The 13,621-nt window shown below is 71.1% G+C and carries 14 protein-coding genes and 1 pseudogene; 5 read left to right on the top strand and 10 right to left on the bottom strand.

What is annotated here, in order from left to right:
• A pseudogene (locus WH07_RS22175) lies at positions 1 to 229 on the bottom strand (hypothetical protein); the annotation flags it as partial.
• A gap of 337 nt (positions 230 to 566) precedes the next feature.
• On the opposite strand from WH07_RS22175, the gene WH07_RS22170 reads away from it, so the two are divergent.
• Positions 567 to 1,061 carry a DUF3145 domain-containing protein gene (locus WH07_RS22170; RefSeq protein WP_046502808.1) on the top strand — a complete coding sequence of 165 codons (495 nt, stop codon included), beginning with the start codon at positions 567 to 569 and terminating at the stop codon, positions 1,059 to 1,061.
• Positions 1,062 to 1,158: 97 nt separating this feature from the next.
• Positions 1,159 to 2,034, top strand: coding sequence for an NAD(P)-dependent oxidoreductase (locus tag WH07_RS22165; RefSeq protein ID WP_046502807.1), 876 nt, complete (start codon positions 1,159 to 1,161; stop codon positions 2,032 to 2,034).
• A gap of 197 nt (positions 2,035 to 2,231) precedes the next feature.
• Here the strand turns inward: WH07_RS22165 and fabF are convergent, their stop codons facing one another.
• The 5 genes from fabF to WH07_RS22140 all read right to left on the bottom strand — a co-directional run bounded on the left by fabF (position 2,232) and on the right by WH07_RS22140 (position 7,144).
• Positions 2,232 to 3,494, bottom strand: a complete 1,263-nt coding sequence (gene fabF / locus WH07_RS22160) for a beta-ketoacyl-ACP synthase II (RefSeq protein WP_046502805.1) — start codon at positions 3,492 to 3,494, stop codon at positions 2,232 to 2,234.
• An 87-nt stretch (positions 3,495 to 3,581) separates the two neighbouring features.
• Entirely contained in the window at positions 3,582 to 3,833 is a 252-nt protein-coding gene (locus WH07_RS22155) for an acyl carrier protein (RefSeq protein ID WP_046502803.1), read from the bottom strand.
• A 66-nt stretch (positions 3,834 to 3,899) separates the two neighbouring features.
• Entirely contained in the window at positions 3,900 to 4,901 is a 1,002-nt protein-coding gene (locus tag WH07_RS22150; RefSeq protein ID WP_046502801.1) for a ketoacyl-ACP synthase III, read from the bottom strand.
• Between the two features lie 12 nt (positions 4,902 to 4,913).
• Entirely contained in the window at positions 4,914 to 5,855 is a 942-nt protein-coding gene (locus WH07_RS22145) for an ACP S-malonyltransferase (RefSeq protein WP_046502798.1), read from the bottom strand.
• Between the two features lie 89 nt (positions 5,856 to 5,944).
• Entirely contained in the window at positions 5,945 to 7,144 is a 1,200-nt protein-coding gene (locus WH07_RS22140) for a PucR family transcriptional regulator (protein WP_046502796.1), read from the bottom strand.
• Between the two features lie 201 nt (positions 7,145 to 7,345).
• Between WH07_RS22140 and WH07_RS22135 the strand changes: the two genes are divergently transcribed.
• Positions 7,346 to 8,026, top strand: coding sequence for a pirin family protein (locus WH07_RS22135; RefSeq protein ID WP_198533858.1), 681 nt, complete (start codon positions 7,346 to 7,348; stop codon positions 8,024 to 8,026).
• A gap of 105 nt (positions 8,027 to 8,131) precedes the next feature.
• On the opposite strand, the gene WH07_RS22130 is transcribed toward WH07_RS22135, so the two are convergent.
• Both WH07_RS22130 and WH07_RS22125 read right to left on the bottom strand, forming a co-directional pair.
• Positions 8,132 to 8,956 carry a serine hydrolase domain-containing protein gene (locus WH07_RS22130; protein WP_046502793.1) on the bottom strand — a complete coding sequence of 275 codons (825 nt, stop codon included), beginning with the start codon at positions 8,954 to 8,956 and terminating at the stop codon, positions 8,132 to 8,134.
• A 19-nt stretch (positions 8,957 to 8,975) separates the two neighbouring features.
• On the bottom strand, positions 8,976 to 9,446 hold the full coding sequence (locus WH07_RS22125) for a GNAT family N-acetyltransferase (RefSeq protein WP_046502789.1): 471 nt from the start codon (positions 9,444 to 9,446) through the stop codon (positions 8,976 to 8,978).
• Between the two features lie 86 nt (positions 9,447 to 9,532).
• Here WH07_RS22125 and WH07_RS22120 point away from each other — a divergent pair, with 86 nt between their 5' ends.
• Together WH07_RS22120 and WH07_RS22115 are read left to right on the top strand one after the other, a co-directional pair.
• Positions 9,533 to 9,997 carry a MerR family transcriptional regulator gene (locus tag WH07_RS22120; protein ID WP_046502787.1) on the top strand — a complete coding sequence of 155 codons (465 nt, stop codon included), beginning with the start codon at positions 9,533 to 9,535 and terminating at the stop codon, positions 9,995 to 9,997.
• A 6-nt stretch (positions 9,998 to 10,003) separates the two neighbouring features.
• The gene (locus tag WH07_RS22115; protein WP_046502784.1) at positions 10,004 to 11,023 is read left to right on the top strand and encodes an aldo/keto reductase; all 1,020 of its coding nucleotides are present in this window, start codon (positions 10,004 to 10,006) and stop codon (positions 11,021 to 11,023) included.
• 176 nt (positions 11,024 to 11,199) lie between these two features.
• On the opposite strand, the gene WH07_RS22110 is transcribed toward WH07_RS22115, so the two are convergent.
• Positions 11,200 to 12,426, bottom strand: coding sequence for an acyltransferase family protein (locus WH07_RS22110; protein ID WP_046502782.1), 1,227 nt, complete (start codon positions 12,424 to 12,426; stop codon positions 11,200 to 11,202).
• A complete protein-coding gene (locus tag WH07_RS22105) occupies positions 12,423 to 13,610 on the bottom strand; it encodes an alpha/beta hydrolase (protein ID WP_079023444.1) in 1,188 nt (395 codons plus the stop codon). The genes WH07_RS22110 and WH07_RS22105 overlap by 4 nt, the downstream gene beginning before the upstream one ends.
• Positions 13,611 to 13,621 lie beyond the last annotated feature (11 nt).

Raw genomic sequence — 13,621 nt, 5'->3', positions numbered from 1 at the left:
GGGAGGGGCTGGTGCGCTTGGCGGCGGCGTCGGGCGAGGCACCGCCGAGGGAGTCGCAGCCGGCCAGCAGACCGGTCCCGGCGAGCACGACGGCGGTGACGGCGGCGAGCCCGGCGCGCGGGCGGCGTCGCGTCGCACCCGCGCCAGCGTGCGAGCGGCGCCGCGTCGCACCCGCGCCGGTACGCTCGCGGTCGCCGCGACGGCCCCGGCTCCGAAGGCTGTTGTGCATATGGCCCCTCCCCGGTGGCTCCGCCGGCGATGTCTGCCGAAGCGTGTCGGTGCTTGTCGGTGTCGTCGGTGCTCGTCGCAGTTTCGCTTCCTCAGGCTTCCGGCGGCGTCCTGCCGAGTGAAAGCTTCGCGCATATCGGGCCCAGGACCGACCGTACGTCACCCCGGGCACCCCGCCGCACGGTAGTTTTTCCCACGTCGAACCAGAGGCGCCTGATCTCTTCGGCTCCGGTAAATTACATCACGTCACAAGCTGTCCCTTTTGCGGAGTTTCACTCCCGATGCTGTTTACTGAGGCCGCTGGGAAAGGCGAACCTCGTCCCACACTGGAGGTCCCGGTGACGACACGTGGAGTTCTGTACATTCACTCCGCACCGCGCGCGATGTGCCCGCACGTCGAATGGGCGGTGGCCGGGGTGCTCGGTCTGCGCGTCCAGCTCGACTGGATCCGCCAGCCGGCCTCGCCCGGCACCTGGCGGGCCGAGGTCTCCTGGAAGGGCCGTCCCGGCACCGCGTCCAAGCTCGCCTCCGCCCTGCGCGGCTGGCAGATGCTCCGCTTCGAGGTGACCGCCGAGCCCTGTCCGACCGCCGAGGGCGAGCGCTACAGCGCCACGCCCGACCTGGGCATCTTCCACGCCGTCACCGGAATGCACGGCGACATCCTGGTTCCCGAGGACCGGCTGCGCGCCGCGCTCGCCCGCGCCCAGCAGGGCGAGACACAGCTCGAGGCGGAGATCGCCAAACTGCTCGGCAAGCCGTGGGACGACGAGCTGGAACCGTTCCGGTACGCGGGCGAGGGCGCCCCGGTCCGCTGGTTGCACCAGGTCGTATGAGCGACCACCAGGTTGTATGACCGACCGCACCAGGTTGTGTGAGCGGTTGCACAAGATCGTGTGAGCGCGCGGGACCGCTTCGTCCTACGGTGGTTCCATGGCTGATCAACTCGTAGTAGCAGTCCTCGGCACGGGCATCATGGGCGCCGCGATGGCCCGTAACCTCTGCCGCACCGGACATGACGTCCGGGTCTGGAACCGTACCCCTGCCAAGGCCGAAGCCCTTGTCTCCGACGGCGCGCGGGTCGCCACGACTCCCGCCGAGGCCGTGACCGGCGCGGATGTCGTCATCACCATGCTGTACGACGGGCCCGCCGCCCTGGAAGCCATGACGGCCGCGGGGCCCGGTCTGCGTCCCGGTGCCATCTGGCTCCAGTCCACCACCGCCGGTGTCGAGGGCATCTCACCGCTGGCCGATCTGGCCCGTCTGCAGGGACTGGTCTTCGTGGACGCGCCCGTGCTCGGGACCAGGGGGCCCGCCGAGAGCGGGCAGTTGCTGGTCCTGGCCGCGGGCCCCGAGGAGGCGCGCGGGCCGCTCGCTTCCGTACTCGACGCCGTCGGCAGCCGTACGGTCTGGCTCGGCGACGACGGCAGCACGGCGGCGGCCACCCGGCTCAAGCTCGTGTGCAACAGCTGGGCACTGGCGCTCACCTCCGGTACGGCCGAGGCGCTCGCACTGGCCAAGGGACTGGGCGTGGACCCGCGCCACTTCCTGGACGCCGTCTCGGGCGGTGGTCTGGACTGCGGCTATCTGCACGCCAAGGCCAAGGTGATCATGGACGAGGAGTACGAGCCGAGCTTCACGGTCACCACGGCGCGCAAGGACGCCCGGCTGATCGTCGAGGCGGGCGCGGCGGAGGGCGTACGGCTGGACCTCGCGGAGGCGAGCGCGGAAAGGTTCCGCCGTGCGGAGGAACAGGGGCACGGCGAGGACGACATGGCGGCGACGTACTTCGCCAGCTTCAAGGACTGACACCCGGACCCGGCACGCGGGCATCCGGACGCACCCGGACACCCGGACCCGGCACCCGGACCCGGCCGTCAGGACCCTGACACCCGGACCCGGGCACCCCGGCGTCCGGCCCCGGGCACCCGGACCCGGACACACGACCGCCGGACGGGCTCAGTGCGTTGAGCCCGTCCGGCGATCGGGACGGTGGGGCGTGGCGGTCAGACCGTACGGAGCGCCAGTACGACGTTGTGACCGCCGAAGCCGAACGAGTTGTTGATCGCCGCGATCGTGCCGGCGGGCAGCTCGCGGGACGTGTCACGCACGATGTCCGCGTCGACGTCCTCGTCGAGGTCGTCCACATTGATCGTCGGCGGCGCCATCCGGTGGTAGAGCGCGAGGACCGTCGCCACGGTCTCGATACCGCCCGCGCCGCCCAGCAGATGACCGGTCATCGACTTCGTGGCGGAGACGGCGACATGGTCCAGATCGTCGCCCAGGACCCGGCGCAGCGCCTTGACCTCGGCGACATCGCCCTGCGGGGTGGAGGTCGCGTGCGCGTTGAGGTGCGCGATCTCGGCGGGCTTGAGGTCGGTGTTGTCGAGCAGGTTCTCCATGGCCTTCGCGATACCGCGGCCGGTGGGCTCGGGCTGGGCGATGTGGTGGGCGTCGGAGGACAGGCCCTGGCCCAGCACCTCGCAGTAGATCCGGGCACCGCGTGCCGTGGCGTGCTCGGCCGACTCCAGGACGATCACGCCCGCGCCCTCACCGAGGACGAAGCCGTCGCGCGCGGTGTCATAGGGGCGGGAGGCCTTGGTGGGCTCGTCGTTGTTCTTCGACATCGCCATCATGTTGGCGAACGCGGCGACCGGCAGCGGGTGGATGGCCGCTTCCGTACCCCCCGCGACGACCACGTCGGCGCGGCCGGTACGGATCATCTCGACGGCGTACCCGATGGCTTCCGCGCCCGACGCGCAGGCCGAGACCGGAGTGTGCACACCCGCGCGGGCGCCCACTTCCAGACTGACGTTGGCGGAGGGGCTGTTCGGCATCAGCATCGGCACGGTGTGCGGGGACACCCGGCGCTCGCCGCGCTCCTTCAGCACGTCGTACTGGTCGAGCAGGGTGGTGACGCCGCCGATTCCGGAGGCGATCACGGTGCCGAGGCGGTCGGGGTCGACGGCGGTGTCCTCGCCGGCCTTGGCCGTGTAACCCGCGTCCGCCCACGCCTCCCTGGCCGCGATCAGCGCGAACTGCGCCGAGCGGTCCAGCCTGCGGGCCAGCGGACGGGGCAGTACATCGCCCGGGTCGACCGCCGCCACCGCGGCGATACGGACCGGCAGACCGGCGAACCGCTCGTCTTCGAGCGGGCGGACCCCGGAGCGGCCCGCGAGCAGACCTTCCCAGGTCGATGCGCTGTCGCCACCCAGTGGTGTGGTTGCGCCGATACCGGTGACGACCACGGTGCGATTGGTCGAGCTCACTGGAATTCTTTCTCCACGTGTAGAGGGTGCTGAATTTTTACGGCGCCACCACCGGGTGGCGGATGCCGCGCGATCCGGTCAGGCGGGTCAGGCGGCCTGGTGCTTCGCGATGTAGTCGGCGGCGTCGCCGACCGTCTTCAGGTTCTTGACGTCGTCGTCGGGGATCTTGACGTCGAAGCGCTCTTCGGCGGCGACGACGACCTCGACCATGGACAGCGAGTCGACGTCCAGGTCGTCGGTGAAGGACTTGTCCAACTGGACGTCCTCGACCGGGATACCGGCGATCTCGTTCACGATCTCGGCGAGACCGTCGACGATCTCTTCCAGGGTGGCGGCCATGTGGGCGCTCCTTCGATTGTACGCAGAGGGATATATCGGAACACGCTCCGGAAAGATCCGGTGTGCCTAGGGGAGGGTAACGACCGTCGCGGCATAGACGAGACCCGCCCCGAAGCCAATGACGAGCGCGGTGTCGCCGCTCTTCGCCTGTCCGGTCGCCAGAAGCCGCTCCATGGCGAGCGGGATCGAGGCGGCCGAGGTGTTGCCGGTGGTCTCCACGTCACGGGCGACCGTGACGCTGTCCGGCAGCTTCAGAGTCTTCACCATCGAGTCGATGATCCGCATATTGGCCTGGTGCGGAATGAAGACATCCAGGTCTTCCGAGGTGATTCCGGCCGCGTCCAGCGCCTGCTGGGCGACCTTCGCCATCTCGAAGACGGCCCAGCGGAAGACGGCCTGGCCCTCCTGCGTGATGGCCGGGAACTTCTCCACTGTGCCGTCGCGGTAATCGTCCCACGGCACGGTCTGCTTGATGGTGTCCGACTTGTCGCCCTCCGAGCCCCAGACCGTCGGTCCGATCATCGGCTCCTTGGCGGGGCCGACCACCACGGCGCCCGCGCCGTCGCCGAACAGGAAGGCCGTGGCGCGGTCCTCGAGGTCCGTCAGATCGGAGAGCCGCTCCACCCCGATCACCAGGACATGCTCGGCCGAGCCCTCGACGACCATGCCCTTGGCCAGGGTCAGCCCGTATCCGAAGCCGGCGCAGCCGGCGGAGATGTCGAACGCGGCCGGCTTGCCCGCGCCGATCTTGTCGGCGATCTCGGTCGCGACGGCCGGGGTCTGCTTGAAGTGCGAGACGGTCGAGACCACCACGGCGTCGATCTGCCCGGGGGAGATCCCGGCGTCGGCGATGGCCTTGCCGGACGCCTCGATGGACATCGCGGCGACGGTCTCCTCGGGGGAGGCCCAGTGGCGGGTGGCGATTCCGGAGCGGGAGCGGATCCACTCGTCTGACGAGTCGATCTTTTCGAGGATCACCTCGTTGGGCACGATACGGGTCGGGCGGTAGCCTCCTACGCCCATGATGCGCGCATACGGGGCGCCCTTGCTGGGCTTGATCTTCGACATGCTCTCTGGCTCCTATTCGGCCGTGGAGGAGTGCTCGGCGATCAGCGTGCGGGCCGCGTCGAGATGGTCCGGGGTCTTCAGCGCGAGGGTCTTCACACCGGGCAGCGCCCGCTTGGCGAGACCGGTGAGGGTCCCGCCGGGGCACAGCTCGATGAGCGCGGTCACACCCCGCTCCTGGAAAGTCTCCATGCACAGGTCCCAGCGGACCGGATTGGCGACCTGACCGACCAGGCGCGTCACGATTTCGGCGCCCGTGCCGACGGCCTGCCCGTCCCGGTTCGAGACGTACGGCACGGCCGGATCGGCGACCTCCAGACCGGCGGTGGCCACTTCGAGCTTGGCGACCGCGGGGGCCATGTGGTGCGTGTGGAACGCCCCGGCGACCTTGAGGGCCACCACCTTGCGTACGCCCTCGGGCTTGTCCGCCTCCAGCGCGGCGAGCTGTTCCATGGTGCCCGCGGCCACGATCTGGCCGGCGCCGTTCACATTCGCCGGTGTCAGACCGAGCTTCTCCAGATGGGCGACAGTGGTGCCGGGGTCCCCGCCGAGGAGAGCCGACATACCGGTCGCGGTGATGGCCGCGGCTTCCGCCATGGCCAGACCACGGGCCCGTACCAGCGCCAGCGCCGCGTCGTCGGAGAGCACTCCGGCCAGCGCGGTCGCGGCCAGTTCGCCCACGCTGTGCCCGGCCGTGGCGCCGACCTCGCGCGCCACGTCCCCGGTGGTGGGGAAGAGCTGACGGGCCGACAGCAGCGCGGCGGCGACCAGCAGCGGCTGGGCGACGGCGGTGTCACGGATCTCGTCCGCGTCGGCGTCCGTGCCGTAGTGGACCAGATCCAGGTCGATGGCGGCCGACCAGGCCCGCAGCCGGTCTTCGGCACCGGGCAGTTCGAGCCAGGGAGTCAGGAAGCCGGGCGTCTGAGCGCCTTGGCCGGGAGCGACGAGTACGAGCACTCTCACACTCTCTCTTGTGGACGGGCCGGATAGCCCGTGATGACAAGGACGAAGAACCGTCAGGGGAATTGTTGGAGTACGACAAAAGTCTAGGTCTGGGGGTCCCCGTCGGCCAGACGCCCCAAGATGAGCGCAATCCGCAGGGTGAACGCGGATCGGACATCGGAGGGTGACCATCCGGTGACGTCAGTCACACGTCGGAGCCGGTAGCGCACGGTGTTGGGGTGAACGAAGAGCATCCTGGCCGCACCCTCAAGGCTGCTCGCCTGCTCCAGATAGACACTCAGAGTCTCCAGCAGCGCCGAGCCCGCCTCTTCAAGCGGTCTGTAGATCTCCTCCACCAACTGCTCACGAGCGGCAGGGTCTGAGGCGATGGCGCGCTCCGGCAGGAGATCGTCCGCGAGGACCGGACGGGGGGCGTCCTGCCAGGCGAAGCACGCCTTCAGTCCGGCGGCGGCGGCCTGGGCCGACTTGGTGGCGGCCAGCAGATCGGGCACGATCGGGCCCGCGACGACCGGGCCCGCGGCGTACGGGCCGATCAGCGCCTTGGCGACCTGGAGCGGATTGTCGCTGCCGCCCGCGATCACCACGAGCCGGTCGCCGAGGACCCCGGTCAGCACCTGGAGCTTGGCGTGCCGGGCGGCCCGCCGGATCGCCTCGACGGTCAGCTCGCTGTCGCCGTCGGGGGCGGTGCCGAGCAGAACGCAGACATGCTCGGGGGAGTTCCAGCCGAGGGCGGCGGCCCGGGAGACCGCGCCCTCGTCGGCCTCGCCGGAGAGCACCGCGTTCACCACGAGCGATTCCAGCCGGGCGTCCCAGGCGCCACGGGCCTCGGCGGCCTGCGCGTACACCTGGGCGGTGGCGAAGGCGATCTCGCGCGCGTAGACCAGCAGCGCCTCACGGAGCGCGGACTCGTCGCCTGGGGCCGCGACCTCCTCGATCGCGGTCTCCATGACCTCGATGGTCGTCCGCACCATCTCGACCGTCTGGCGCAGGGTGATCGCCCGGGTCAGCTCGCGCGGCGCGGTGCCGAACACATCGGTGGAGATGGCCTGCGGGGTCTCCGGATGGCGGAACCACTCGGTGAACGCGGCGATTCCGGCCTGGGCCACCAGCCCGATCCAGGAACGGTTCTCCGGGGGCATCGCGCGGTACCACGGCAGCGTCTCGTCCATGCGGGCGATGGCGTTCGCGGCGAGCCGTCCCGAGGACTGCTCCAGCCGGCGCAGTGTCGCCGGATGCGGATGGGGTTCGTTCGAGGGTTCAGGCACGGGACAAGAGTGCCTCATCCCAGCCGCGCGCAGATGGCTCGGGGTCAGGGGGTGTCTCATGGACCTTGCCGGGCTCGCGTGCCCTGGTGCGGCACCTCGCGGCGTTGTCGTCAGTCGCCTACGCTCCGCGTGGGCTCGTTCCTCCGCCTTGCGATGCACCGCACCAGGCCCCGCTCCCTGATCCGGCCTGATCCATGAGACACCCCCTACCGTTGAGCTGTGATTCTCGTACGGCGCGGAGCGCAGCGGTATGCCGGTGGTGACCCCGGCGCGGGCATCGAGTCCCTGCACGCCTTCTCGTTCGGGCGGTTCTACGATCCGGACAATCTCCGCTTCGGCGCGGTCCTCGCCTGCAACGAGGAGCGGCTCGCGCCGGGGGCCGGGTTCGACGAACACCCGCACAGTCATACGGAGATCGTGACCTGGGTCGTCGAAGGCGAGCTGACGCACCGCGATTCGGCCGGGCACGCCACGGTCGTCCGCGCGGGCGATGTCCAGCGGCTCAGCGCGGGCGGCGGGGTGCGGCACGTGGAGCGCAACGACGGCGACCGCCCGCTGGTCTTCGTACAGATGTGGCTCGCACCACTGGAGCCGGGCGGTGAGCCACGGTACGAGACCGTCCGCGGCATCGCCGACTCCACGCCGTACGCCCTTCCGCAGGCCGGGGCGATGCTGCATGTACGGCGGCTGTGCGACGGCGAGCGCACGGCGGTGCCGGACGCCCCGTTCGTGTACGTGCATGTGGTGCGCGGCGGGATACGGCTCGACGGGCCCGGCGCGGAAGCGGGCGCCGGGGCCGAGCTGACCACGGGTGATTCGGCGCGGGTCACGGACGCGGAGGGGCTCGAACTGACCGCGGGTCCGGCGGCGGAGGTGCTGGTCTGGGAGATGTCGGGCTGAACCGTCCGGTCGCCGAGCGCTTCCGTGGGCGGCCGGTTCCGTAGCCCAACGCTTCCGTGGCCGAGCGGTTTCGTGGCCGGGCCGCCTGGCGGCCCGGCGCGCGGGTCAGGGTGCGGGCGCGCGCAGTTCGGTGAGTATCGCGTCCGTGAAGGGGGGCCACGCCTCCACCGCCCAGGGCCCGAACGCCCGGTCCGCCAGCGCCACACACGCGGCCCCCGCGTCCGGGTCGATCCACAGGAACGTACCGGACTGCCCGAAGTGCCCGAACGTACGCGGCGACGACAACGCGCCCGTCCAGTGCGGGGACTTGGCGTCCCGGATCTCGAAGCCCAGCCCCCAGTCGTTGTTCTTCTGGTGGCCGTAGCCGGGCAGCACACCCGACAGCCCCGGATGCACGACGCTCATCGCCTCCAGCACCGTGCGCGGGTCGAGCAGCCGGGGCGCCTGGACCTCCGCCGCGAACCGCACCAGATCGTCGACGGTCGAGACGGCGTCCCTGGCCGGCGAGCCCTCGAAGGTGGTCGAGGCCATGCCCAGCGGTTCGAACACCGCCTCGCGCAGATAGTCCGCGAACGGGATCTCGGTGGCCTTGGCCACATGGTCGCCGAGCACCTCGAAGCCCGCGTTGGAGTAGAGCCTGCGGGTGCCGGGCGCACCGGTCGCGCGGTGCTGGTCGAAGGCGAGACCGCTGGTGTGCGCGAGGAGATGGCGGACGGTGGAGCCCTCGGGCCCGGCCGGTTCGTCCAGGTCGACGGCCCCCTCCTCGTACGCCACCAGCACCGCGTACGCGGCGAGCGGCTTGGTCACGGAGGCGAGCGGGAAGCGCCGCGACGTCGGGCCGTACGACCCGGCGACGCTGCCGTCCGCTCGTACGACGGCGGCCGCCGCGGTGGTCACCGGCCAGTTCTCGATCAGCGCCAGGCTCTGCATGGCACAGAGCGTAGAGGACTCAGAAAGTTAGTCTCATGGAGGGATCGGGAGTACGGACGAACCCCAGCGAGGCGTACAGCGGCTCGCCCTCCCGGGACGCGTGCAGATCGATCTTCCGTACACCACGCTCCCGGTACCAGCCGAGCAGCCCCTCCATGCACGCCCGCGAATATCCGCGTCTGCGCAGCCCGGGGTCGGTGGCGACATTGAAGACATAGCCGATGGCGCCCGTCGGGTTGCCGGGACCGCCGAGCCGGTACTCGATCGTGCCGGTCGCGCAGGCGGCCAGCCCGCCCGGCCGGTCCGGGGCGTCCACGACGAACGCGATCAGGGTGGGATCCGGGTCCGCGAGCCTCTTCCGCAGGGTCTCGGCCGTGGACGCCTGCCAGCCGGTGTCGGGGTTCGGCCTGCGGACGGAGTCGAGCATGACCTTGCGGAGTCGGACCAGTTCTTCGGCGTCTGCGGGCACTGCCCGGCGTGCTTGGCTCATGGCCCCGAGTCTCGTCCACTCCGCCACGAAACTCGTATCATTTTCCGCTTGCTTCGAGTGCACTCAAGGGATCTAGCGTTGAACGCATGACGCTGACCGAGAGCAGCCCGGCCCGGACCGATCGTGTGGAGCGGTGCGCCGCGGCGCCGCGACGGCATCCGCGCCCCGACGGCCAGGACCGCTACACGATCAGCGAGGTCGCCGCCTACACCGGACTCACCGCGCACACCCTGCGCTGGTACGAGCGGATCGGTCTGATGCCGCATGTCGACCGCTCGCACACCGGGCAGCGCCGTTTCAGCAACCAGGATCTGGACTGGCTGGCGTTCGTCGGCAAACTGCGGCTGACCGGGATGCCGGTCGCGGACATGGTCCGGTACGCCGAGCTGATCCGCGTGGGCGACGAGACCTTCGAGGAGCGGCAGGAACTGCTGGAGCGGACCCGGCGCGATGTGCTGCGCCGGATCGAGGAACTCCAGGACACCGTCGCCGTGCTCGACCACAAGATCGGCTTTTACGCGGACGCCCGCTGGGCGTCGGAGAGGTCCTGAATTCCGATGAGCGAGAACACGATCGACACGGTACGGCTCGGGGCAGGCGGCCCGGAGGTCGGCGTCCAGGGGCTCGGCTGCATGGGCATGAGCTTCGCATACGGGCCGACGGAGGACCCGGACGAGGCGCGGGCCACCCTGGAGCGCGCGCTGGAACTGGGCGTGACGCTGTACGACACGGCGGACGCCTATGGCGCGGGAGAGAACGAGAAGTTCATCGCGCCGTTCGTACGGGCGCACCGCGACGAGATCGTCGTGGCCACCAAGTTCGCGCTGAGCGTCGATCCGGCCGACCGCACCAAGCGCGTGATCCGCAATGACCGGCCGTACCTCAGGCAGTGTGTCGAGGGCAGCCTCCAGCGTCTCGGCGTGGACGAGATCGACCTCTATTACATGCACCGGCGCGATGTGAACATCCCGATCGAGGAGACGGTCGGCGCCATGGCCGAGCTGGTGGCCGAGGGGAAGGTCAGGTATCTGGGGCTGAGCGAGGTCACCAGCGGTGAGCTGCGCGCGGCCCAGGCGGTTCACCCGATCGCGGCCCTCCAGTCCGAGTGGTCGCTCTTCAGCCGGGACATCGAGGCGAAGGTCGTCCCGGCCGCCGTCGAACTCGGAGTCACGCTCGTGCCGTACTCGCCGCTCGGCCGCGGCTTTCTGACCGGCTCGTTCGTCAACGCCGAACAGGAGCTGAGCGCCGACGACTTCCGCCGGCAGCAGCCCCGCTTCACCGGGGACAACGCAGCCGCGAACGCCGCGCTGCTGGAGCCGGTGCGCAGGATCGCGGAGGCGCGGGAGGCCACGCCGGGGCAGGTCGCGCTCGCCTGGGTGCAGCAGCGGGCGGCGGTGTACGGGCTGCCTGTCGTACCGATTCCGGGGACGCGGAAGCGGAGCCGGGTCGAGGAGAACGTGGCGGCCACGCGGCTGGTGCTGAGCGAGGACGAGCTGCGGGAGCTGGAGCCGATCGCGGGGCAGGTGGCGGGGGGACGGTACGCGGACATGGCGTTCACTTCGGCGGGGCGCGAGTAGCGGGACCGGTACGTAGCTGCCGTAGCGGCCGCCCGGCCGCTGCCCGGTCGCTGCCCCGGCCGGGCGGATGCTCGGCCGGGGCTTTCGGCTGTGCGTGCTCGGTCGGCGCGGGCAGTTCCGGTGGCTCTGGTGGCTCTGGTGCTTCGGGCTGTGCGCTCTCGGCCGGCGTCGGCGGCTCATGCCAGACCGAGGGCGAAGACCGCGAAGCCCGCTGCCAGCAGCCCCGCTGCCGCGCGGCGGGCCTTTGTCGTACGGGTGCCGCTCGCCCAGGGACCGTCGAAGCGGCGCGCGTACCGCCCGATCAGTACGAGCAGGACGGCGAACAGCGGCATCCACGCGAGCCTGGCCGCGATCCAGGCGAGCGAGTCGGGGGCGGCCGTCAGGCCGGGCAGAGTGCCGAGGCCCGTTGCCGTACCGAGGAAGGAGCCGGGCACGGCGGCGGCGAGCATCGCCGTCTGGTGCCAGCACAGGATCGTCATCGCGGAGAGATTGATGACGACGACCGGCGCCCACAGGGCGGGCTTCTTCAGCAGCCGTCCGATCCGGTCCCGCAGCAGGATCGCCGCGCCGCTCTGCGCGGCGGCGAGCGCCAGGACCAGCAGGGACGGCGGATGCGAGTTGGTACGGGCCTCGCCGGGGACGCCGACCATCGACGCCGGATAGTGGAAGACCACCAGCAGCGCGGCGAACAGCAGCGTGCCGCCGATGAGCAGGACCCGCGCCCCGCGCCGGCCGATCCTCCCCTCGCCCCAGGACACTCCGAGCTGATAGGCGAAGAGCCAGCCCGGCAGGATGTTCACCATGCTCAGCCAGGACGGCATGGTGTCGGCGTACGGTCCGTAGCGCAGGAAGTCGACGATCGCGACGGTCGTCAGCAAAGGGGCGGCGGCCCAGGCACCCAGCGTATGTGCGGCGCGCACACAGTACGGAGTGAGTGCTGTGACCACGGTGTAGACGCCCACGAACCACAGGGGCTGGATCACCAGTGTCGATCCGGTGTGCAGGGTCGTGGCGGGCACACCGAGGGCGTACAGCAGCGGGATCAGCGCCGCCCAGACGGCCGTCACGCCGAGGACCGGCCTGCCCAGCCGCACCACGCGCTGCCGCAGCCAGGCGGCGGTGGTGGAGGTGCGCCTGCGGTACGACAGGACGGAGGCACAGCCGCCGACCAGGAAGAAGATGCCCAGCATCTGGAGCACCCAGCTCACGGGGGCGAAGCCGCCGAAGGAGGAGAGCGGGCTCGCGTTGTGCAGGGCGCCGCCGCTGTCCAGGGTGAAGCCGCCGAGCAGCCAGTGCCCGGTCGGTACGGCGAGCAGCGCGAGCGCGCGCAGCCCGTCGATCGCGCGGTCGCGGTGGGCGGGGGTCCGTGTCTCGATCTTCGCGATGGTCCCGGCGAGCGTCATCGGGTCCCTCCGGGGGTGACAGGGGTGGCGGGGGTGTGTGCGACCGGGCTCTGTGCGGTGTGGCGCCATGTGGTGCGCGGCCATGTGGTCCCGCGCCATGTCGTCCGGGGCCATGTGGTGCGGGGCCATGTGGTGCGGGGCCATGTGGCGCGGCCTTCCGCGATCGCTGCGAAGGCACGGAGCGAGTCGGTGCCGGGGGCGAAGTAGCCGGCGTGGCCCCGGGCTTCGGCGGCCGGCACCCGACGGGCACCGAAGGCGGGACCTGCCGGGTCGGCCCCGTGTCCCAGGCCCGCGAACTCGACGTTCGGGATCCGGGAGATCCAGTCGGAGGAGTTCTTGGCGGCCCAGACGCGCGCCTCGGTGTGGAGATCCACCACAGATCCGGCCCGCATACCGGGTGAGGCGAACACGACGATGTCCGAGGCGTTCACCTCATGGGCGGCGAGCCCGCACACCACCGAGCCGTAGCTGTGGCAGAACAGCACGGGCTTCGCGGCTCCCACCGCGGCGAGTCCGCGGGTGAACCGCGCCAGCCGCCCGGCCCCCGCCTCCGCGAGATCACCGGTGGCCACGTCAAGACCGACCCCGACCGGGGTCGTGTAACCGACCCAGGCGATCACGGCGGTACGGTCGCCCGTCGCGGCCCGCAGCGAGGCGGCCATCCCGGCCGGGGTGCCGTAGCGGTCCTTCGTACGGTCGAAGGTCCCCGCGTCGATGCCCGAGCCCGGTACGACGACCGCCACATGGCGGGCGCCCGCCAGATCCCCGTACACCTCGGCGACCTGGCCGCGCCCGCGTGGATCGAAGGCGAGGATCTGCCGGCCAGGTGCCGCGAGCCGCTTGTACCGGGGGTCGTGTTCGGCCCGTAGCGCAAGGGAGTTGGCCTCGTACCGCAGCGCGACCGGCACCCCGTCGAGATTGCCGACGACCAGCGGATGGCGGCGCAGGAGCCGCTGCCGCTGACGGGGAGTCAGCTCGGCGAAGAAGCGGGCCACCCGGGCGGGGGAGGCGGTCGCAGGATCGGGGAGCGGGCGCCCGAGCGAGCCGTCCGCGCGCCAAGCGGCGCTGCCGGGCGGTGGCCCGGTCACCGGCCGCTGCGCGTTGCCGGAGGCCCAGCCCGCCGTCCCCCCGACCACGGCCGCCGCCAGTGCGACCGCGACCAGGGTCCTCTTGAAGCGCCGCATATGTGTCTCCT

The sequence above is a fragment of the Streptomyces odonnellii genome, from assembly GCF_000981895.1.
Taxonomy (GTDB): domain Bacteria; phylum Actinomycetota; class Actinomycetes; order Streptomycetales; family Streptomycetaceae; genus Streptomyces; species Streptomyces odonnellii.
Note: the sequence above shows the minus strand (reverse complement) of the source record. Positions and strands in the feature narration are given on the sequence as shown.

Excerpts from the sequence above, each read along its gene's own strand:
- WH07_RS22115 (WP_046502784.1), top strand. The coding sequence starts at position 10,004 with ATGAGCGAGAACACGATCGACACGGTACGGCTCGGGGCAGGCGGCCCG.
- WH07_RS22125 (WP_046502789.1), bottom strand. The coding sequence starts at position 9,446 with ATGAGCCAAGCACGCCGGGCAGTGCCCGCAGACGCCGAAGAACTGGTC.
- WH07_RS22150 (WP_046502801.1), bottom strand. The coding sequence starts at position 4,901 with ATGTCGAAGATCAAGCCCAGCAAGGGCGCCCCGTATGCGCGCATCATG.
- WH07_RS22130 (WP_046502793.1), bottom strand. The coding sequence starts at position 8,956 with ATGCAGAGCCTGGCGCTGATCGAGAACTGGCCGGTGACCACCGCGGCG.
- WH07_RS22165 (WP_046502807.1), top strand. The coding sequence starts at position 1,159 with ATGGCTGATCAACTCGTAGTAGCAGTCCTCGGCACGGGCATCATGGGC.
- WH07_RS22120 (WP_046502787.1), top strand. The coding sequence starts at position 9,533 with ATGACGCTGACCGAGAGCAGCCCGGCCCGGACCGATCGTGTGGAGCGG.
- WH07_RS22105 (WP_079023444.1), bottom strand. The coding sequence starts at position 13,610 with ATGCGGCGCTTCAAGAGGACCCTGGTCGCGGTCGCACTGGCGGCGGCC.
- WH07_RS22155 (WP_046502803.1), bottom strand. The coding sequence starts at position 3,833 with ATGGCCGCCACCCTGGAAGAGATCGTCGACGGTCTCGCCGAGATCGTG.
- WH07_RS22140 (WP_046502796.1), bottom strand. The coding sequence starts at position 7,144 with ATGAGGCACTCTTGTCCCGTGCCTGAACCCTCGAACGAACCCCATCCG.
- WH07_RS22110 (WP_046502782.1), bottom strand. The coding sequence starts at position 12,426 with ATGACGCTCGCCGGGACCATCGCGAAGATCGAGACACGGACCCCCGCC.